At 64.9% G+C, this 18,367-nt stretch carries 22 protein-coding genes; 11 read left to right on the forward strand and 11 right to left on the reverse strand.

Annotation, left to right across the window (positions count from 1 at the left end):
- Positions 1–177: 177 nt before the first annotated feature.
- Positions 178–336, forward strand: a complete 159-nt coding sequence (locus CH289_RS28130) for a hypothetical protein (RefSeq protein ID WP_019663404.1) — start codon at positions 178–180, stop codon at positions 334–336.
- A gap of 5 nt (positions 337–341) precedes the next feature.
- On the opposite strand, the gene CH289_RS01035 is transcribed toward CH289_RS28130, so the two are convergent.
- From CH289_RS01035 to CH289_RS01055, 5 genes are all read right to left on the reverse strand, one after another.
- Positions 342–803 (reverse strand): Sec-independent protein translocase family protein, encoded by a 462-nt coding sequence (locus tag CH289_RS01035; protein ID WP_094727030.1) that lies wholly within the window; start codon positions 801–803, stop codon positions 342–344.
- 16 nt (positions 804–819) lie between these two features.
- Positions 820–1,602: a twin-arginine translocase subunit TatC gene (tatC, locus tag CH289_RS01040; protein ID WP_019663406.1), complete on the reverse strand. Its 783-nt coding sequence runs from the start codon at positions 1,600–1,602 to the stop codon at positions 820–822.
- Complete coding sequence (locus CH289_RS01045) at positions 1,599–1,817, reverse strand: twin-arginine translocase TatA/TatE family subunit (RefSeq protein WP_019663407.1); 219 nt, start codon at positions 1,815–1,817, stop codon at positions 1,599–1,601. Before CH289_RS01045 ends, tatC begins: the two co-directional genes overlap by 4 nt.
- A 35-nt stretch (positions 1,818–1,852) precedes the next feature.
- The gene (locus tag CH289_RS01050) at positions 1,853–2,866 is read right to left on the reverse strand and encodes an intradiol ring-cleavage dioxygenase (RefSeq protein ID WP_019663408.1); all 1,014 of its coding nucleotides are present in this window, start codon (positions 2,864–2,866) and stop codon (positions 1,853–1,855) included.
- A 147-nt stretch (positions 2,867–3,013) separates the two neighbouring features.
- On the reverse strand, positions 3,014–3,649 hold the full coding sequence (locus CH289_RS01055; protein WP_019663409.1) for a DUF3159 domain-containing protein: 636 nt from the start codon (positions 3,647–3,649) through the stop codon (positions 3,014–3,016).
- 247 nt (positions 3,650–3,896) lie between these two features.
- Between CH289_RS01055 and CH289_RS01060 the strand changes: the two genes are divergently transcribed.
- Entirely contained in the window at positions 3,897–4,472 is a 576-nt protein-coding gene (locus CH289_RS01060) for a dihydrofolate reductase family protein (protein WP_037144378.1), read from the forward strand.
- 17 nt (positions 4,473–4,489) lie between these two features.
- Here CH289_RS01060 and CH289_RS01065 read toward each other — a convergent pair whose 3' ends face one another.
- Positions 4,490–5,266 carry an SDR family NAD(P)-dependent oxidoreductase gene (locus CH289_RS01065; protein WP_256976910.1) on the reverse strand — a complete coding sequence of 259 codons (777 nt, stop codon included), beginning with the start codon at positions 5,264–5,266 and terminating at the stop codon, positions 4,490–4,492.
- A gap of 128 nt (positions 5,267–5,394) precedes the next feature.
- Here CH289_RS01065 and CH289_RS28135 point away from each other — a divergent pair, with 128 nt between their 5' ends.
- The 4 genes from CH289_RS28135 (at position 5,395) to CH289_RS01080 (ending at position 8,293) form a co-directional block, all read left to right on the forward strand.
- Positions 5,395–5,532, forward strand: a complete 138-nt coding sequence (locus CH289_RS28135; protein WP_179276700.1) for a hypothetical protein — start codon at positions 5,395–5,397, stop codon at positions 5,530–5,532.
- A gap of 136 nt (positions 5,533–5,668) precedes the next feature.
- On the forward strand, positions 5,669–6,640 hold the full coding sequence (locus CH289_RS01070) for a glycoside hydrolase family protein (RefSeq protein WP_037157928.1): 972 nt from the start codon (positions 5,669–5,671) through the stop codon (positions 6,638–6,640).
- Between the two features lie 9 nt (positions 6,641–6,649).
- Positions 6,650–7,261 (forward strand): NUDIX hydrolase, encoded by a 612-nt coding sequence (locus tag CH289_RS01075; RefSeq protein ID WP_094627541.1) that lies wholly within the window; start codon positions 6,650–6,652, stop codon positions 7,259–7,261.
- A gap of 96 nt (positions 7,262–7,357) precedes the next feature.
- The gene (locus CH289_RS01080) at positions 7,358–8,293 is read left to right on the forward strand and encodes a sensor domain-containing diguanylate cyclase (RefSeq protein ID WP_019663415.1); all 936 of its coding nucleotides are present in this window, start codon (positions 7,358–7,360) and stop codon (positions 8,291–8,293) included.
- Between the two features lies 1 nt (position 8,294).
- Here the strand turns inward: CH289_RS01080 and glsA are convergent, their stop codons facing one another.
- The gene (gene glsA / locus CH289_RS01085; RefSeq protein WP_037144383.1) at positions 8,295–9,488 is read right to left on the reverse strand and encodes a glutaminase A; all 1,194 of its coding nucleotides are present in this window, start codon (positions 9,486–9,488) and stop codon (positions 8,295–8,297) included.
- A gap of 83 nt (positions 9,489–9,571) precedes the next feature.
- Between glsA and dapA the strand changes: the two genes are divergently transcribed.
- Positions 9,572–10,471 carry a 4-hydroxy-tetrahydrodipicolinate synthase gene (gene dapA, locus CH289_RS01090; RefSeq protein WP_019663417.1) on the forward strand — a complete coding sequence of 300 codons (900 nt, stop codon included), beginning with the start codon at positions 9,572–9,574 and terminating at the stop codon, positions 10,469–10,471.
- Positions 10,472–10,475: 4 nt separating this feature from the next.
- On the opposite strand, the gene CH289_RS01095 is transcribed toward dapA, so the two are convergent.
- Complete coding sequence (locus tag CH289_RS01095; RefSeq protein ID WP_020111249.1) at positions 10,476–11,159, reverse strand: DedA family protein; 684 nt, start codon at positions 11,157–11,159, stop codon at positions 10,476–10,478.
- Between the two features lie 96 nt (positions 11,160–11,255).
- Here CH289_RS01095 and thiD point away from each other — a divergent pair, with 96 nt between their 5' ends.
- Positions 11,256–12,047 carry a bifunctional hydroxymethylpyrimidine kinase/phosphomethylpyrimidine kinase gene (gene thiD, locus CH289_RS01100; RefSeq protein ID WP_019663419.1) on the forward strand — a complete coding sequence of 264 codons (792 nt, stop codon included), beginning with the start codon at positions 11,256–11,258 and terminating at the stop codon, positions 12,045–12,047.
- A gap of 11 nt (positions 12,048–12,058) precedes the next feature.
- Here the strand turns inward: thiD and CH289_RS01105 are convergent, their stop codons facing one another.
- Positions 12,059–13,141, reverse strand: a complete 1,083-nt coding sequence (locus CH289_RS01105; RefSeq protein ID WP_094653911.1) for an Rv1355c family protein — start codon at positions 13,139–13,141, stop codon at positions 12,059–12,061.
- A gap of 260 nt (positions 13,142–13,401) precedes the next feature.
- Here CH289_RS01105 and CH289_RS01110 point away from each other — a divergent pair, with 260 nt between their 5' ends.
- On the forward strand, positions 13,402–14,223 hold the full coding sequence (locus CH289_RS01110; protein ID WP_094727034.1) for a hypothetical protein: 822 nt from the start codon (positions 13,402–13,404) through the stop codon (positions 14,221–14,223).
- Positions 14,224–14,234: 11 nt separating this feature from the next.
- Here CH289_RS01110 and CH289_RS01115 read toward each other — a convergent pair whose 3' ends face one another.
- Both CH289_RS01115 and CH289_RS01120 read right to left on the reverse strand, forming a co-directional pair.
- Positions 14,235–15,407 carry a GGDEF domain-containing protein gene (locus CH289_RS01115; protein WP_020111245.1) on the reverse strand — a complete coding sequence of 391 codons (1,173 nt, stop codon included), beginning with the start codon at positions 15,405–15,407 and terminating at the stop codon, positions 14,235–14,237.
- A 166-nt stretch (positions 15,408–15,573) separates the two neighbouring features.
- Positions 15,574–16,365, reverse strand: coding sequence for a sugar phosphate isomerase/epimerase family protein (locus CH289_RS01120; RefSeq protein WP_033189842.1), 792 nt, complete (start codon positions 16,363–16,365; stop codon positions 15,574–15,576).
- A 96-nt stretch (positions 16,366–16,461) separates the two neighbouring features.
- On the opposite strand from CH289_RS01120, the gene CH289_RS01125 reads away from it, so the two are divergent.
- Together CH289_RS01125 and CH289_RS01130 are read left to right on the forward strand one after the other, a co-directional pair.
- A complete protein-coding gene (locus CH289_RS01125; RefSeq protein ID WP_037144395.1) occupies positions 16,462–17,199 on the forward strand; it encodes a GntR family transcriptional regulator in 738 nt (245 codons plus the stop codon).
- Between the two features lie 17 nt (positions 17,200–17,216).
- The gene (locus CH289_RS01130) at positions 17,217–18,275 is read left to right on the forward strand and encodes an FUSC family protein (RefSeq protein WP_256976912.1); all 1,059 of its coding nucleotides are present in this window, start codon (positions 17,217–17,219) and stop codon (positions 18,273–18,275) included.
- Positions 18,276–18,367 lie beyond the last annotated feature (92 nt).

Below are 18,367 nucleotides of genomic sequence, written 5' to 3' on the forward strand. Positions count from 1 at the left end.
GCTGTTTGGGCATTCTCGGGGCCCCACACCCGCCCCCGAAAATGCCCCAGCCTCCGCTCGCCGTTCCCGGTGGTGAAGGTACGGCGTAGCGGGCGTGCTACCCCGAAGGTTTGATGCGATGCCGGGGAGGTAAGCAGCACTACCGACAACAGCAGTACCGACACAGGGAGTTCGACGATGAGCACCAGCGAGACACCCACCGACAAGAACACCGGCAGCGGCGACGACGGATTGGGCAAGGACGGGTCCATCCCGGACACCGACGACGGAGTTGCTGTCGGGCACACCGACCAGTCGTCCTTCGAACCCGAAGAGGACGAGCAGGCGGAGGGGTGAAAATCTCAGGTTTTCTCGACTGTCACCACAGACTCGCACTTTGCAGGGTCCACCTCGGCAGCCATGCGCCGCGGGTCGCTCTCGGGAAGAGAGGCGATGAGTATTCGCTTCGGGTGCGACGAGGTCCCCGTCACGAGGTACTTCTGACCCGGCCGCACGGTGACCGCCTCGGCGAACGGTGCGTCTTCGGGTAGTGCATCCGAGGGCTGTGTGTCCTTCTCGTTCAACGCATCGCGGACGATTCGCCGGGGATCGTACTGCCGCAGGTCGATCGATTCCCATTCGCTGCGTCGCAACTTGACCCCCATTTCCTCCTCTGCCTCGGTGCGCGTGGTGTCGACGAAGTCACGAAGCGAGCGGACCCCGTGGGCTAACTCGCGCGCGTAGCCGGGTAGGCGCGAGGGGCCGAGAAGGAATCCGGCGATGACTGCGACCAGGAAGAGTTTTTCGAAGGTCAAACCGAACATGGTGGTGCTCCGGGTTTCAGGAGTGCGTGGACAGTGGTGTGTCGTGGAGTGAGCGTCGGGAAGCTCTCTTGTCGTGCACCGCTGTGATGGCGAGGGCTGCACCGAACAGCCCCGACATCGGGAGCGCGACGAGGAACATGGACAGAACGTCGGCCGCCGGGGTGACGAGCGCGCTGAAAAGCGCGATGACGACGACCATTACGCGCCAGCTGCGCCGCAGGGCGTGCGCAGACACGATCCCCAGGCAGTTCAGCATGACCAGAAACGCCGGAAGTACGAAAGCGATTCCGGTCGCAAGGACGATCTTCATGACGAAGTCCACGTAGTAGGACGCGTTCAGGATGGTGCTGTCCTGGTCGGACGAAAAGCCGGCCAGCACGCTGACCATGCGCGGGAACAACAGGAACCCGAAGGCGCAACCAGCGGCGAAGAGCGGCGCGGCCGCAGCCGAGAATCCGACGACGTATTTCTTCTCGCGTTTGTTCAACCCCGGTGCGAGATAGGCGAACAGCTCGCGCAGCCAGACCGGGCTGGACACGATGATTCCCGCGAACAGGGCAATTCTCAGCTGGAGATCGAACGCGCCGGTCACAGTGTCGTAGTTCAAACTGGCAGCCCGTGTCGCGGCCAACTCTTCGACCGGGGTGCGCAGAACGTCGAGTATCGAATCGGACAGCAGAAACCCGATCACGATGCCGATCAGCAGCGACACCGCCGCGCGCGTCGCGCGGCGTCGAGCCTCGCGAAGATGACCGGCCAGCGGCATCGTGCCGCGCACGGTGGTAGTCGCTGCGGTCATGATGCGTGTCGGTACGGAACGGTCGTGGTGTCGTTCTCGGCACCGGTGCGGTCACGAGTCGACGAGCCGGCCGTCTCCTCACGCACCTCGTCCTTGAGGATCCGCAGAGATTGGCCGACGCCCTTGGCGAGCGACGGAAGTTTGGTGGAGCCGAAGACGAGCAGGAGAATGGCGAGGACGATGAGTGCGTGCCATCCGGTCAGGTTGTGCAACATGGTGTTTTCCTAAGTGTCGAAGTGAAGTAGCGAGATCAGTTGGAGCCCTGGGAGCCGACGTTCGGCGGTCCGCCTGCGGGCGGGGTGCCGCCGCCCATCGGCGGCTGGCCACCTCCTCCCGGTCCGCCGCCGCCGGGAGGTGCACTCATCGTGGGTTCGGTGCCGGCATCCACGGCTACTGCCAACGATCCGACGTACCCGGAAGCGGCGTCTCCGGAGAACGTTCCCATCTGCAGGTCGTAGCCGTCACCGAACACGTTGTCGTTGTCGAGGCTGCCGATCTGAGCGAGGTTCTCGGCCGAGCCGGGGTAGGTGTCGAGCTGATAGATCGTGTCGAGCATGTCCTGAGGAAATGCAATCTGGGATGTGGCGATTGCATTCTCGGCAGTCGTTGCGGAGGCCGCGTCCGGATAGACCTCGAAGTGGATGTGCGTCCAGCGTCCGCTGTAGCAACCGGGGACGATGGTCTGGAAGGTGGCCTGTCCGTTGGAATCGGCGACCTGGATTCCGCGAAGATACGTCTCGTCCTCGACGCCTTCGGAATACATCGAGTAGAGGCCGGCTGCATCGCACTGCCACATGTAGACGGCGACTCCGTCGTACGGGTTGTTGCCGTTCGCCAGGTCCGTGACCGAGAAGGTCAGCGACAGAGGCACTCCCGACACAGTGGTGCCGCCGTCGAGGCTCGACGTCACATCGCTGCGAACGATTCCGGACTCCTCGAGGACATTGACACCGTTGGTGCCGTCGGCCGGGTAAGGGCCGTTGGTCTCCTCGGGAATTTCGTCGGTGGCGGTCGCCGTCGTGGAACCGGCCGATGTCGTCGTGGACGCGGCTGCACTGCCGGTATCCGACGAGGTGGAACACGCTGCCAACGCGAACGCGCCTGCCCCGGCGCCCACGACGCTGAGAACTCTACGACGAGTCACCAACGTGGTCATGTCGAAGCGGGCACCTTGATCGACGACCTCCTCGGTGGGCCGATCGAGAAGGCGCCCTTCGTAAGCCGGGCCGTCGGGCGTATCGGTGGGTTCTGGTACTCGGGTCATGTCTATTGCTCCTCTGGGGCACTCGGTGGCTCAGTAGGTTCAATAGTGGGTGTCGATCCGGTGAGAACCCTGGCTCTCGGCTGGAAGGTTCCTGTGAACGAGAAAGACCCGGTGCCGTCACGACACCGGGTCTTTCGTTCTCGTCGCTCAGGCGGCGTCGCCGAGGCGGGCGGCGGCCTGGGCGCTTGCTTTGTCCGGGTAGGTGTTGGTCACGTGCACCATGACCACGATCAGGATGATCGGTACCGCCCAATTGAGGAAGAAGTCGATCAGATAGGGGCTGTCGGTTCCGGTGGCGTGCGCGTCGAGGGCGGTGACGAGTACGGACGCGGCGCCCATCACGGTGATCGCGACGCCCCAGGTGGCGGACAGGACGAAGTTGATGCGTCGGAACAGCGGCGAGGACCAGTACTCCTGAGGAGTAGACCGTTTCGCGTACTCGGCGGTGAACGGGCGCGTGGATGCCGTGGCCAGCAGGATGAGGCCGAGTACGACGCCGACGAGCGGCCGGCCCCACTCGAAGAGCCAGTTGTCGATGTTCTCGCCGCCGACGAAGCCGACGACGGCGATCAGGGAGAAGAGGACCAGCGAGTACATGTCCATCATCGTGGGGTTGCCCGTGCGTCGGCCTCGGACGACGAACACCAGACCGATGGCCGCGGCCAACAGTGCGCTCCAGGCGACGCCGTTGGCCGCCATTCTCTGCGCGACCAGAGAGAACGCGATCCAGGGAATGAAGCCGGTGAATATGGAGAGCGGATTGAGGTTCTTCGGCTCGGACATGTGGTTTCTCGCTCTCCGGTGTGAGGGTGCCGTTGCGGTCTTCGGCAGGGCGTGCAGGGTGTTCGAAGACGATCATGCGCGACGGGCGGGCTGCGGAACATCGGTCACGACGCGTAGATTTTTCTGCCGTTCACGTTCCACTCGGCACTTCTGGAATGGGTGGTCCGGTTTGTACAGTGATCCGGTGGGGCGTGACAGGGTGCCTCGCGGGATCACACAGGACCAACGAGAACTGGGGAAATATCGGATGGCACGTGAATTGGTGTGGACGGGTTTCATGTCGGTCGACGGCGTGCTGGATTCGCCGGGCGGTGAAGAGGAAGGACACCCCAGCGGTGGTTGGGTCGTACGCACCGAGTTCGTACCCGAGGCGTTCTCGCTGAAGGGCGAGGAACTGCAGGAGACGACGGCACTGATGTTCGGCCGCCGCAGCTACGAGGTCTTCGCGCCGGTCTGGGTCGGGTCCGAGGACCACGCGAGCTACAAGGACCTCCCCAAGTACGTCGTGTCGACGACTCTCGACGAGACAGCTTTGGTCGACGGCTGGGGCGAGACGACCATCCTGAGATCGGCCGAGGACGTCGCAGCTCTCAAGGAATCCGACGGGGGAGCCATCTTCATCCACGGCAGCGGCGAACTCGCCCGCAGTCTGGCCGACGCCGGACTCATCGACCGCTACAACCTGCTGGTGTTCCCCGTCGTCCTCGGGTCCGGCAAAAATCTTTTCGGCCACGACTCACGCCCGGAGCAGCGTCTCGTTCTCCGCGAATCCGAGGCGTACTCCAACGGCGTCGTCAAGGTCGTGTACGACGTGGTGCGGTAACCGTTCCATCCATGCACTCACGGATGTAGGTACGACGCCCCGTTGACGTCGACCACCGTGCCGCTGCACCAGGCGGCTTCGGGTGAGGCGAGAAAGACGATCGTCGACGCTATCTCCTCCGGTGTGCCTACTCGGCCGAACGGACTCTGGCGACGGATGTCGTCGCCGCGTTCTCCGGCCAGTGTGGCCGCCTGGCGTTCGCTGGACACGAACCCGGGCGCGACAGCGGTGACCGAAATATCATGCGGTGCAAGCGCTGCCGCCATCGATTGGCTGAACGCATGCAGTCCGGCCTTGCTTGCACCGTACGCGGGGTAGTCCGGCTCCCCTTTGAGTGCGCCCCTCGAGCCGACCGAGACTATCGATCCTGGCCTGGCCCTGTTTACGAGGTGGCGGACAAAGGCCCATGTCGTATGAGCCGCTCCGACGAGATTGACCTGCAGCATCTCTCGCCAGGCCGACTCCCATTCCTCGAACGACCCCTCGGTGATGGGATGCCGGTTCGTTTCGGTCGGCCCGACGGCGGCGTTGTTGATCAACACGTCCACACTTCCGAAGCGGTCGATCACCTCGTCGACAATCCCCGGCCCACCCGTCGGCGACGAGAGATCACCGGCGACGGTGATGTGTCCGGTGCCGTCGAGGAGTTCCACTGTGTTCGCCGCAGCGTCGACTGCCGTCGAACAGTGCACGGCCACGCGATGTCCAGCTGCTGCGAATGCTCGTGCCGTGGCCCGGCCGATGCCCCCGGACGCGCCGGTAACCAGGACATTCGGATAAGCAGGAGTGTGCATGGGTGCACTGTATCGAGCGTCGGCCTCGACATTCGGGTTCACGGTGGAGTTTGGAAGCACTGCGAGCGGGTACCTAGGTCCTCGTGCAAATTGGAGACAGAGCTAGGTTCACAGCGGGGGAGAGCACGGTGGTCGTGATCATCGGCGACGTTCGAGACGACGGATTGGTGTTGGTTCAGAACGAGCCGACGGGTGCGGGCGCGTATTCGTTCCTGGTACGAGGAGAGCTGCTGGACGCGTTCGACGACGTCCCGGCGACGGTGTAGCCGCACACTCCTCACAACGCTCTCGGTGCGTTCACAACGGTGACAGCCGTTGTGAACGCACTTTTTTGTTGTAACGATTACCAAGGTCCATGCGGAAGTGACCCCCCGACGCGCGTCTACGTGGATACTCCTGACGGTGAAGCCGACTGCGCGTCCAGGTCCCGCCGCTCTGTGGACGGTCCTCTGCCTGGTCCTGGGACTGACGGTGGCAGGGGCGGGCATCGGTGAGGCACAGCCCGGCGCTGTTCGGTACACCATCGTGGGCTTCAGTACCTCCAGTGATCGCGATATGGACGTGTACGAATCCACCGACGGCAGCGCCTTTCGATCCGTTCGTGACGCCGCGTTCCGGCCGCCGTCCGGACTGATTCGCGACCCCAGCATCTTCCGGCATTCCGACGGCCAGTACTACGTCGCGTACACGACGGGCGGTGGAGCGAACATCGGTTTCGCGCGCAGTAGCAATCGCGTCGACTGGACGCCCATGGGCAACTATCCCGTCCCGTTGTGTTGCGCGTTTCTGCCGGGCACCGGAGACGGCACCGGCTCGGCAGGTCCTCCCGGTCTGACGGGTTCCGCGGGGTCGTCGGACGGACCTTCTCTTTCACCGTTCACCACGAAGGCGTGGGCACCGGAGTGGTTCGTCGACGGGGATCGGGTCAACTTGATCTTGTCCATGTCGACAGGGGGCGGGTTCGTCCCGTATCTGATGACCGCGCTCGACCCGTCGCTGACGCAGTGGAGCTTTCCGCTTCCCATTGCAGGCCTCGGTGCCGATCGCATCGATACGACCGTGGTCAAAGCAGGAGCGGTCTATCACGCGTTCACGAAGAACGAGACGAACAAGGTGCTCGAACACGCGATAGCGCCCACTCTCGCCGGGCCCTACACGTTCGTTCCGCCGGGGGACTGGGGCGCGCTGGTCGAAGGACCCGCCGTCGTCCAGTTGCCGAACGGACACTGGCGAATCTACTTCGATGCCTACACCGAGGGAAAGTATTTCTACTCCGACAGCGCGGACGGACTTCTGACGTGGAGTCCCCGGCAGGAAGTGCCAGGGTTGTCCGGCACGGTGCGTCACTTCGGTGTGCTGACCGAACCTGTCTAGGCTTCGCAGATGGCCGAAGAATCGAGACTGGAACGCGACGCCATGGTGGCCGCGCTCGCGGACTTCGAACATCGGGAACTCCGCGTCGACGGTAGGCGAGCGGCGGTGGCCGTCGCGATCGGCGGGGCGGCCGGCGACCGCCGGATGATTCTGACGAAGCGGCCCTCGAAGCTCCGCGCGCACCCAGGACAGTTCGCGCTGCCAGGCGGCAGCCTCGACCCAGGTGAGACCGCGCCGCAGGCGTGTCTGCGGGAGTTGGCCGAGGAGGTCGGATTGACGGCCGAGCCGTCGGACATCCTGGGCCGCCTCGACGATTACGGCACCCGGTCCGGATACGTCATCACTCCGTTCGTGGTGTGGGTCGGAGACACGTTGTCGACGATGACCATCGACCCCGGTGAGGTCGCCACCGTCTACGAGGTCGACGCCGCCGAGATCGATTCCGACCCTCGATTCGTCTCCATCGAGGAATCGGACAAGCCCGTGGTTCAGTGGCCGTTCCGCACCTCGCTGGTGCATGCGCCGACAGGCGCCATCGTGCACCAGTTCAGGGAAGTCGTGCTGCACCGGCGGCACACTCGGGTCGCGGATTTCGAGCAACCCGTGTTCGCCTGGCGTTGACCGCATCAGGCGAAGCGTTCTGTTCGACTGCCGCGGACCGGTTCGCTCTGTAGTGTTGACGGCTGTTCACTGGACACGGCGGCGGGGCGGTTTTCGATGGGCGGTACCAGCGGGGCAGGACTCGGCGATACGCCGACCCGTCGTCCCGATGTCCGAGGCTTCACCGAGGACGAGGTCATCGCGATAGACGCAGTGGTGGCTCAGCTCCCCATCGCCGTCGTGGTGCACAGCTTGGATTCGGTGATCGTCGCCGCGAACGGGGAATGCCGTGAGCTGCTCGGGTACGACGCGGGCGATCTCACCGGCGCGCCCGTCACCGATTTCATTCCGGATTCCGAGCGAGTGTCGGCCCGCCGGATGGCGCTGGACATCGCGTCGTCGCCGGTGGACGTCAACGGACGCACCGAACCGAGAAGGGCGCTGCGGCAGCTGCGTCGCAAGGACGGTGTGATCGTCTCCTGCTGGATGCACGTGGGTGTCGGCGTGCTGGCGGGGCACGAGGTCTTCATCGTGTGCATGGATCTGGTCAACCCCGTGGTGCACGACGCCCATCTGTGGCGGAGTCGAGCCGAGCGCGACGATCTGACCGGACTGTCCAGGCGGGCAGTGTTTCTCGACCATCTGAACAGTTGGATTGCCGACGATGGCGCGGTGACCTTGGCGTTCATCGACGTCGACAATCTCAAGATCGTCAACGACACCCACGGGCACAGTGCCGGCGACAGCCTCCTGGAAGCCGTCGCGCTCCGATTGCGAGAGTGGTTGCCCGGCAACGCGATCGCAGGCCGATTCGCGGGCGACGAGTTCGTCGTCGCGCTGCCGCAGCCTTCCCCCGAACCGTCACTCGATGCCCTGTGCATCGTGCTCGACCGCGCACTGACGGGTGAGCCGGTCGCCTGGAACGGCAGGTTGTTGACCCTGGCGGTCAGCGTCGGTGCCGTCGAGCGTCTCGACGACGAGGACTGTGCGGCCCTCGTGGCGCGAGCGGATCAACAGATGTACGCGGCCAAGACCAAGCGCCGACGGGACTAGCTCAGGGCGCCGACATCAGGTTCTGCGGATCTCTGATCGTCACGTCTCGGTTCTCCTCGCGCAGTCGATCCACGGCATGCTGCAGAAGCGACCGGGCGGCGTCGTCGATTGCCCGGACGTGTTCGAAGTCGAGCACCAATGCTCGCGCTGTCGTCCGAGAGAGTGCGACCAGTATCGACTCCGCTCCGGCGAAGCGGAGGTCACCCTGCAACTCGACGGTCGCCTCGTTTTCGCCGTCGGCAGTGGTTCGGACAGCAGAGTCACCGGTCGGAGAGACGTGCATCATGTGCAGTTCGAGATCCTTCGACAGCCGTTCGAACACGGCCACTCCGCGCACACTGTTGCCGTGCTCGTTCAGGTTCGGTGACACGACAGCGATGCCGACCTGCCCGGGCAGCACTCCGATGATCGCGCCCGCCACTCCGCTCTTCGCCGGAATCCCGACCGTGGAGATCCAACTTCCGGTGCCGTCGTACATTCCACACGTCGCCATCACCGACAGCACGTGCCGGTTGTGCTGGGTGTCGAGCAGTCGTTCTCCGGTCTCCGGGCTGATACCGCCGTTTGCCATGACCGCCGCGATGGTCGCGAGGTCGCGGCAGTTCACGGAGATCGCGCACTGGCGGGCGTAACCGTCGACGACCTCGGCGGGGTCGGCCCCGAGGACTCCCACTGCCTTCAACAGGTGTGCGATACCGGTGTTGCGGTCGTCGGCCTCCAGCTCGGCTTCGTGGACCGCGGCGTCGATGGACAGCTCGCGGCCGGCAAGCCGACTGTGCAGCAACCGGACTCGTTCGGCGCGATTTTCGGAGGACGCACCCTCGATCATCGAATGAACCGCGAGCGCGCCCGCATTGATCAACGCATTGCGCGGCCTGCCCGTCTCGGGTTCCAGCGAGATCTCGTTGAACGAATCACCGGACGGTTCGGTGTCCACGACCTCGGCCATCGCGTCGCGGCCACGGTCGTCGAGGGCCAACGCGTATGCGAGGGTCTTGGCGATGGACTGAACCGAGAACTCGTACTCGGCGTCGCCCGCGGTGTAGACCGAGCCGCCGACGGTGGCGAGCGCGATACCGAACAAATCTGTGTCCGCCCGTGCCAGTTCCGCATTGCCCTGCGGAATGGATCCGCCGTCGGACCCGCGACACTCGTCGAGCACAGTACGGAGATAGTTCGAGATCGGAGATTCCACACCTAACCGTAGACGACCCATCACTGTGCCTGTTCTCGGCTATTCACCATGTTCGTCTACGATTCCGAGCGGAATTCGAACACATGACGGAAGGCGTCAGAAGCGTGATCACCGGCAGCGTCGTTGCAATTGTCACCCCGATGAAGACCTCGGGCGAAGTCGACTTCTCCGCGCTCGACGCACTGGTGGAACGGCAGGTGGCGGAAGGCACGTCCGCGATCGTGTCCGTCGGCACCAGCGGCGAGGCATCGACGCTGTCGGTGTCCGAGCACACCGAGGTGATCAGGCGGACCATCGGCGTCGTGGCAGGCCGGGTGCCCGTCATCGCCGGTACCGGCGCGAACTCGACGTCCGAGGCCATCCACCTGACCAAGTCCGCGCTCGCCGCGGGTGCCGACGGTGCCCTGCTGGTGACGCCTTACTACGTCAAGCCGCCGCAGGAGGGCCTGTACCGGCACTTCCGCGCGATCGCCGAGGCCGTGGACATCCCGCAGTACCTCTACAACGTGCCGTCTCGTACGGGGTGCGACATGCTGCCGTCCACCGTCGCGCGACTTGCCGAGATTCCGAACATCGTGGGTTTGAAGGAAGCCGCCGGTGACCTGGACCGGGTCCGCGATCTCGTCGCGCTCGAGTTGGACGATTTCGCGCTGTACTCCGGCGACGACGGCACCGCCCGCGCCAGCATGCTCGCAGGATTCCACGGCAACATCTCCGTGACCGCCAACGTCGCACCGGCGGCGATGGCCCGGATGTGTGCTGCCGCGATCGCAGGTGACGCTGAGTCGGCGTCGGAGATCGACGCGACGCTCGCGGGTCTGCACAGCGCCCTGTTCGCCGAGCCCAACCCGATCCCGGTCAAATGGGCGCTGGCGGAGATGGGTCTGATGGCCGGCGGTATTCGCCTCCCGCTCGTCGAACTCGACGAGTGGCATCACGAGGACGTGCGCGCGGCGCTGCGCACCGCCGAGCTGCTGGACTGAGCGCTCATCCCTCGGGTCGATCGGTGCCCGAACCGGTCGACTGCTCGGTGGACTTACGTGCCCGGATCTTCTTCGTCACGAACCATCCGACGAGGAGGACTGCGGCGCCGATTGCGACGTACTGGAAGATCGACGCGTAGGTCTCGACATAGTGCCAGTTCTCACCGAGGAAGAATCCGGCGAGGACGAAGATCGAGTTCCAGAGCAGGCTTCCGAGCGTCGTGTACAGGGTGAACTGGGCCAGCGGCATTCGTGACACGCCAGCCGGTATGGAGATGCCGGATCTGACGACGGGGATCATCCGGCCGAAGAACACCGCCGAGCGGCCGTGCCGAGTGAACCAGTCCTCGGCCTTGGCGAGGTCGCCGGTGTCGACGAACGGGATTCGGTCGACGATCGCGTACATCCGATCCCGGCCCAGTTTCATACCGAGCCAGTACAGGACCAGTGCGCCGACGACGGATCCCGCGGTGGTCCAGAACAAGGCTTCGGCGAGCGACATTCCGCCGCGCGACGCGGTGAAGCCGGCCAGCGGAAGAATGATCTCACTGGGCAACGGTGGAAAGAAGTTCTCGGCGGCGACGGCGATGCCTGCCCCCGGTCCGCCGATGGTCTCCATCAGGCCGACTGCCCACCCGGCGATTCCGCCGAGTTCGGTGCTGGTTGCGGCAAGGTACGCGTCGTTCATTGCATCGACTGTATCGAATCGGACAAAAGGAAGACGGTGACCACGAGGGCAGCGTCCGATTCGAGTGGGCATCGGGTACTCCGCAATAATGGCCGCATGTCGAAGATCGCGTACGTCATCGCAGGCTCGGAAGCGACCGGAGGTGCCGGCTTGCAGGCCGACCTCAAGACGTTCGAGAAACTGGGTGTCTACGGCGTCGGCACCATCACATGCATCGTGTCGTTCGACCCCAAGTCGGGCTGGGGTCACCGATTCGTCCCGATCGCCGGCCAGGTCATCGCCGACCAGATCGAGGCAGCCACGTCCGCGCACGCTCTCGACGTCGTCAAGATCGGGATGCTCGGAACTCCGGAAACCGTGGAGACCGTCGCGACCTCGCTCAGGCAGCAGCCGTGGCGGCACGTCGTCGTCGACCCGGTTCTGATCTGCAAGGGGCAGGAGCCTGGCGCCGCCCTGGACACCGACAATGCGCTGCGCAGCGACATCCTTCCACTCGCGACCGTCGTCACCCCCAACCTCTTCGAAGCGCAGACGCTGTCCGGCATGGAGTCGCTCGAGACGGTCGACGACCTCGCGGAGGCAGCCCGGCGCATCGCCGATCTCGGCCCGCGCTACGTCGCGGTCAAGGGCGGCGCCGGTCTGCCCGGTGACGAGGCCGTCGACGTGTTCTTCGACGGAACCGACGTCACGGTGCTACGCGCGCCGAAGATCGGTAATGAGCGGGTGTCCGGCGCGGGATGTGTGTTCGCCGCCGCGATCACCGCGGAACTCGCCAAGGGCACCGACGTCGCCGACGCGGTGTCCGTGGCCAAGGAGTTCGCTCACGCGGGCATCGCAGGCCGAATCACCACCGAGGCGCCGTTCACCGCTGTGGACTGGCACAGCTGAGGGGCGCGCTCTCACGCTTCGGTGCGTAGGTCCTCGATCGCCGCGATGTGCGCATCGAGGTTGATGCGGACTCGGCCCGAGCTCGGTGGGTTTCCGAGGCCGAAGGATCGGACGACGGCCGCGACGGATGCTCCACCGAGCGCGACGTCGCTGCCGAGCTGAGGCCACGTCGACAACGTCTTGCCGATCTCCGGCACCGATGCGAGCATCCGCGGAGTGAGCTTGGCGGGATCGAGAATTCGTGCCGCCAGCGGCGCCTTCTGTGCCGGCGTGATGTCGCGGAGCGCCGAGGCGTCGAGGTCGCCCAGCAGCCCGTGCAGCAGGGGACGATCCGGCTCCACGTCGAACCTCTCGACGTCGAGTATTCCGCCGTCGCTGGTCTCCATGATCACCGGTATGCCCCGGCGGCGTGCGTTCTCGCGAAGCGTCAATTTCGCGTCGAGAGAATCGCATTCGTCGATGACGATGTCGAGACCGTCCAGAAACGAGTCGATCGTCTCGGGCGTCAACCCGTCCTGGAACTCGACCACCGACAGGTACGGGTCGAGCTCTGCAATTCGACGGGATGCGACGACACTCTTGTTGACGTCCAGATCGAAGAGCGACGCCGGGACTCGGTTGAGGTTGGACAGGTCGAGCTCGTCGAAGTCCGCGAGACGTAGTTCACCGCACAGGCCTTCGATGGCCAGGGTGTGCGCGACGGCGTGTCCGACGCTCAGTCCGACCACGCCTACGCGCAGATCGGACAGGGCGTTCTGCTCCGACGCGGTGATCTTGTTTCGGTTCCGATCCAACCGGAGCAACCGAAATGCAGCGGGACCGAGGACCCGAACCAGCGCGTGGCGCCACGGGTAGTGCACCCACCGCAGAGGTTCCTCGAGCACGTCCGCCGCCGGTGCCGGACGAAGCTCGCGGAGCGATTCACGTTGTGTGCCAGTGGTGTCGAAGACACGGATTCCGCTTCGCGCGGCAATCTCGTCGTACAGTTCGCGGTCGTCCGTCTCGGCCACATTCAACACAACGTGCTCTGCCACGTCACCCTCGTTCTTCGCTGCTTCGTCCGATGCGGCCGGAAGTCGTGCCGCTGCCGACAAGGTAGCGGAACACTGCCCCGGACGCTGTGGCGAGCGGCATCGATGGTGGTCGTGACCTGACACAAAGATTCAACCGCAAATCTGGAAAGCGGCCTGCTCGCGTGTGTGCGATCTCATCACCTGCGGGCTTTCTGCAGGTCATCGGAGTGGCTAGCTGGGCAAACGACCCCAACTACCAGGAAGAATGAGTGGACTGCCGTCCGGCAGTGCCCTCGTCCGGTTCCATTCGGGGATCTGGACCGTTCTCAAGGAGTCAAGACGTGGTTGCACACACCTCAGGATCAGCGCGCACTTCGGCCGTCCACCACTCGGCCGTTCAGTACCCTGCCTCGAAATACAAGGGCCGGGACATCCGCGGCATCAGGCCTCGCCTCACCCCGGTGAACAGCCTGCTCGGATCGTCCTTCGGACCGCGATCGAGCGTGACGACAGATGGCACGATGGAACTCGTGGTCGCAACACCCGCGGCCGCACCCGAACTGTGGGATCGATACGTCGACGGTGCCTGGTCGTCGTACTCGCGGCATGGGGTGACCCGAGCGCTGGACATCGACGAGGTCGCGTCCGGTGCGACGACCACTCTCTTCTACGTGGTTCTCGACTCGTCCGGAGAGATGCTCGGGGGAGTGCGCGCGCAGGGACCGTACACCCTCGTCGAACAGTCGCATGTCCTCGTCGAGTGGGAGAACTCGCCCGGACTCGACGTGGTCACCGGGCAACTCCGAGCGCGGTTGCCCTACGGCATCGTGGAGATGAAGAGCGCCTGGGTGGGCAAGGGAAGCCCGGGTCGCGAGGTCTCGGCCCTGTTGGCGCGTACGGCGCTGCCGACCATCGAGCTGACCGGAAGTCGCTACTTGTTCGCCAGCGCCGCCGACCACGTTCTCCGTCAGTGGGAGTCGTCGGGTGGTCGTATCGACGTCGACGTGCCTGCGGCGGCGTACCCCAGCGATCAGTACCGGACTCGGCTGATGTGGTGGGACCGCGAGACGTTCTCGCGCGAGGCTCAGCCCGCGGTGTGGGAGGACATGGTTCGGGACGCGCACGCTCTGTGCGGTTCCAGCTCGTCTTCGGCCGTGGCCTGAGGACGTTCTTCTCACGGCATCGCGCGCCGCGCGACCTCGGCTGCCAGGTCACTTCGTTGCTCGGGAGTGTGCGCTTCCCAGGTGACCAGGACAGCACCTGCATGCGCGGACTGGTCACGCCCGCTGGACTTCGCGTCGTACAGCGCGTTGTCCGCGGCGTGCATGATGGTGTCGACGACGTGCTCGACGTGCGAACTCTCACTCGCGGCACCGAAGTTGAGCCGGGGATCGAGCGCAGCTCGGACGTCCACCGTCACCGAGCCCACGCTGACGGTGACCTCGCACTCCGCGCGAACACTGTCCAGGATTGCGTTCTCGAGTGGAGTGCGTGGCTGGAGTTCGGTGAGGATCAGAAATTCTTCGCCGCCGATGCGCGAGACGATGGCTTCCTGCGATCCGGTTCGAGCGGTTGCGTGGCGCAGCGCTTCGGCGATGGTGACGAGCACTCGGTCTCCGGCCGCATGACCGAGCGTGTCGTTGACGGACTTGAAGTGGTCGATGTCCACGACGTACGCCCACAACCTGCCGCGGCTGATGCACGCCTTGTCCAGGAGGGCCTCGACCTGGGACAACATTCCCCGTCGGTTCAGCAAGCGGGTGAGCGGATCGGTGTTGGCCAGCACGCTCAGCCGTCCGTTCACCGCGAGAAGCGAGCGACGCAACGCGGCGATCAGTACGACGGGCACCAGGACGGTGGTCGCCGCTGCACCGACCGCGACGACGGTGACGGCCAGTCCGGAATCGGACAGTGTGATCGACGACAGCCACGTCGCGAGAATTACGGATCCAGCGGTGACGGCGGCGGTGATCTTCGGCGGCGACCCAGCAGCGGCGATGGCGGGAACGACTGCCAGCATCGACGTGACTGCGCGTGTGCCCGACGGATCGGCGATGAGATAGGCGGAGATCGCGACTCCGACCATGCCGCCACTGCCGAGTATCGCGAATTGCAGGTCGGTCAGGCGGCCGATCTTCAGTGCGAACACCACGGTGAGTGCCGTGAAGCCCACGATCGCGCACAGAAGAGGGAACGCTCCGGGCTTGAGGAACGTGGGCGAGATCATCGCGATGGCGAGCAGAGGCAGCGCGCCGGTAGCGCTGGCGATCACCATCGCCGTGCGCGTGTCGAACCGCGCAGTCGAGCGCTGCGGCTCCACACCGGATCGACGCGTCAACACGCTCATAGGTCAGTGCCTCGGGTCGAGTAGGGACAGGTCCCGGCCAGCATAGCGCCCATGATGGTCGAAGTTGGCGATCCAGAGTCCAACTGGAACCGACCTTCCGGTCGGAAAGTTGGTGGTCGGGGCGTCTTTCGATAGTTCGGGTCCGTTTGCCAGGAGGTTGCTGTGGTCAGGTCAGTCCGATCGACCGTAGGTATCGGAGGCTGTCCATTCGGTCGGTGGGGTCGTGCAGTTCGATGCCGATCAATCCGTCGTATCCGGCTCGGCCGAGGACGTCGAATGTAGCCGCGACATCCAGGGTTCCTCGTCCGAGCGCCAGGTGATCGTCCACGACCCCGTCGTTGTCGGTGAGTTGTACATAGGCGATGCGTGGTCCGAGCACCTCGACGAACTCGGACACTCCACCCGGGAGCAGATGGGCGTGGCCCACATCGAGGCACGCCTCGAGTGCCGGTGAATCGACGGAATCGAGAATTGCCAGAACCTCCGCGGCCGTGCATCCGAGGTAGCGAATCTCGGCTTCGACGGGAAGAACGTTCATGTTCTCGAGAACCATCGTGATACCACGGTCGTGCGCCCGCACCGCGACCTCACCGAGAGTTCGCGCGAGGGCGTCGAGCGGTTCGTCGAGACCGAGTCCGAAGTGGTAGCCCGCATGAACGATCAGAGTGTCGAGGCCGAGGCGATCGGTGAGATCGACGTACTCGAGCAGATGCGCGACGACGGCGGGCCGGACCGTCGGATCGGTCTCCGCGCAGTTGACCGCGGACGCGGAGTGCACCACGCACGTCATTCCGAAGCGCTCGACGAGTCCACGGACGGTCGCGATACGCGTGTCGTCGAACGAGCCCGGCCTGTTCTCCGGCTCTTGGCACGCGAGTTCCAAAGCCGAGACACCCGCGGCGGCCGCGAACTCGAAACCTGGTTCGAGCCGTCCGCGTCCGGTGGACAGTGCAATCATCGGTCAACCTCCGGGCTATTGTAGACAACGAGAGGTTAACCTAATTACTTGAGCAGAACGGCGTCGCGTCGTGTGGGCGGTACCGTAACGGCTGATATGAGCAAACCACTCCCACGTGCAGGCAGACTCGTCACGGACCCGCCCAGCCTCACCGCTCTGGCTGCGGACGCACTGCGGTCGAAAATTCTCCGCGGCGAGCTGCGTCCGGGCGATCGCGTCGTCGAGAACAGGTTGACGGGCGAGCTCGGAGTCAGTCGGCCACCGCTCAGGGAAGCAATGCGCATCCTCGAGCAAGAGGGGTTGCTGGTCCAGACTCCGCGCGTGGGTGCGGTGGTGACTCCCCTCACGATGCAGGACGTCTACGAAATCGTCACTCTGCGAGAGAATTTGGAGGCGATGGCTGTACGTCTGGGTGTACCGGTGAAGTCGGAGTCCGCACTCGCGGCGTTGCGCGAGACGCTCGAACTCATGACGTCGCACGCGGCCTCGGGTCGAGAAGACGTGGCCGTCGAGGATTCCTACCGGTTCCACGCCGCGCTGGTGGCGCTCGCAGATCATCGTCGACTGGAAGAGTCCTATCGTTCGTTGTCCATCCAGCTGCAGTTGTGCATGAGCATGAACCGCTCGGCCCGGGCAGCCGAGGAGACTCTCGTCGAACGAGCGGAACGGCACCGACGGTTGTTCGATCTCGTTGTCGCCGGCGATCCGGACGCTGTCCTGCGCGCGATGCACGACGAGAACTCGCGCAGCTTCGTGCGAACGATCGAGACCGAACTCGCCGACGGGTCGCCGTCTGCGCAGGCATGGGCGGCGGAGTTTCGGGGTCCCGCGTAGCGGGGTAGCACCCGAATGTGTCGGGTACAGCAATTTTCCGTTCCATAGGGCGGCCGTGGATCGTCGCGGCCACGAAGTCGACGATTGCAGCGATGGCCGCGTGGTGGTTGGCCGATCGCGTCATCGGTAGTCCGCAGAGCTTCCTCGCGCCGTACACCGCGCTGTTCATGATCGGTGTGACCGTGCGTGCGAGTGGGACTGCGGCCCTTCGTCAAGTCGCCGTCGTCACCGTCGGCGTCGCGATTGCAGCCCTAGCGGGCAGCGTAGCGCCGGTGGTGCCGGCTCTGGCTGCGGCGGTTGCCGTCGGGACGGTTGTCGGCAGAATGAAAGTGTTTGCGCCGGATGGTATGTGGGTGGCCATCACCGCGCTCCTGGTGCTGCTGTACGGAACTGCGACCGACGAGGTGATGGTGCTCTACCGCATCGGTGACGTCGCGCTCGGTGCCGTCGTCGGGCTTGCTGTCAACGCCGCCGTGGTGCCCCCCGAATTCCTCTCCGAGGCACGTGACCTCATCGTCGTACGATCCAGAGGCCAGGCCGAGCTGCTGCGTAACCTGGCCCGCGCGGTGCGGGACGGGACTCAGGTGCATCGGGAACGTCGGACCGAGCTGTGGGAGTTGTTCAAAGCCTCCGGTGTCACAGCAGCCCTGGATCGAGGCAGAGACAGCTTGCGGGGCAATGTGCGACGCCGTGCGTGGAGCCGGGTCGGCGGCGATCGTATCTATCGGCCCGCGGCGAGCACACTCGATCGAACGCTGATTTCGCTGGCAGCCGTGGTTGTCGGCGTGGAAGGGCTGTCCAGCAGGTCCGAGGACTCGAGTGACGGACTGCGCGACGATGTCGCGGACCTACTCGACACCGTCGCCGACGCGTTGGACGAACTGGGCCACGACCCGGCGCGTCACCACAGTCCTTACTCGCGCATGCTCGGGAAACACCTGCCGGAAGCCATGCGATTGAGCGAAGTTGTGCACGAGGGACTTTCCGACGCAGGCGCCGACGCGGCCGCGATATCCACCATCGTCGTCGCCGTGGACGCCATCGACGCCACGCTGTATCGACTCGGTGAGCAGTGAGGGGCTCCCGACGCCGATGATCCGGGGCGTTCGATCTGTCCTGGGTGAAGCCTGAAGACGCTACGCTTCTCGGCGGTATCGGCAGCGGTTCC

Origin of the sequence: Rhodococcus sp. RS1C4, from assembly GCF_002258225.1 — a bacterium.
GTDB lineage: Bacteria > Actinomycetota > Actinomycetes > Mycobacteriales > Mycobacteriaceae > Rhodococcoides > Rhodococcoides fascians_E.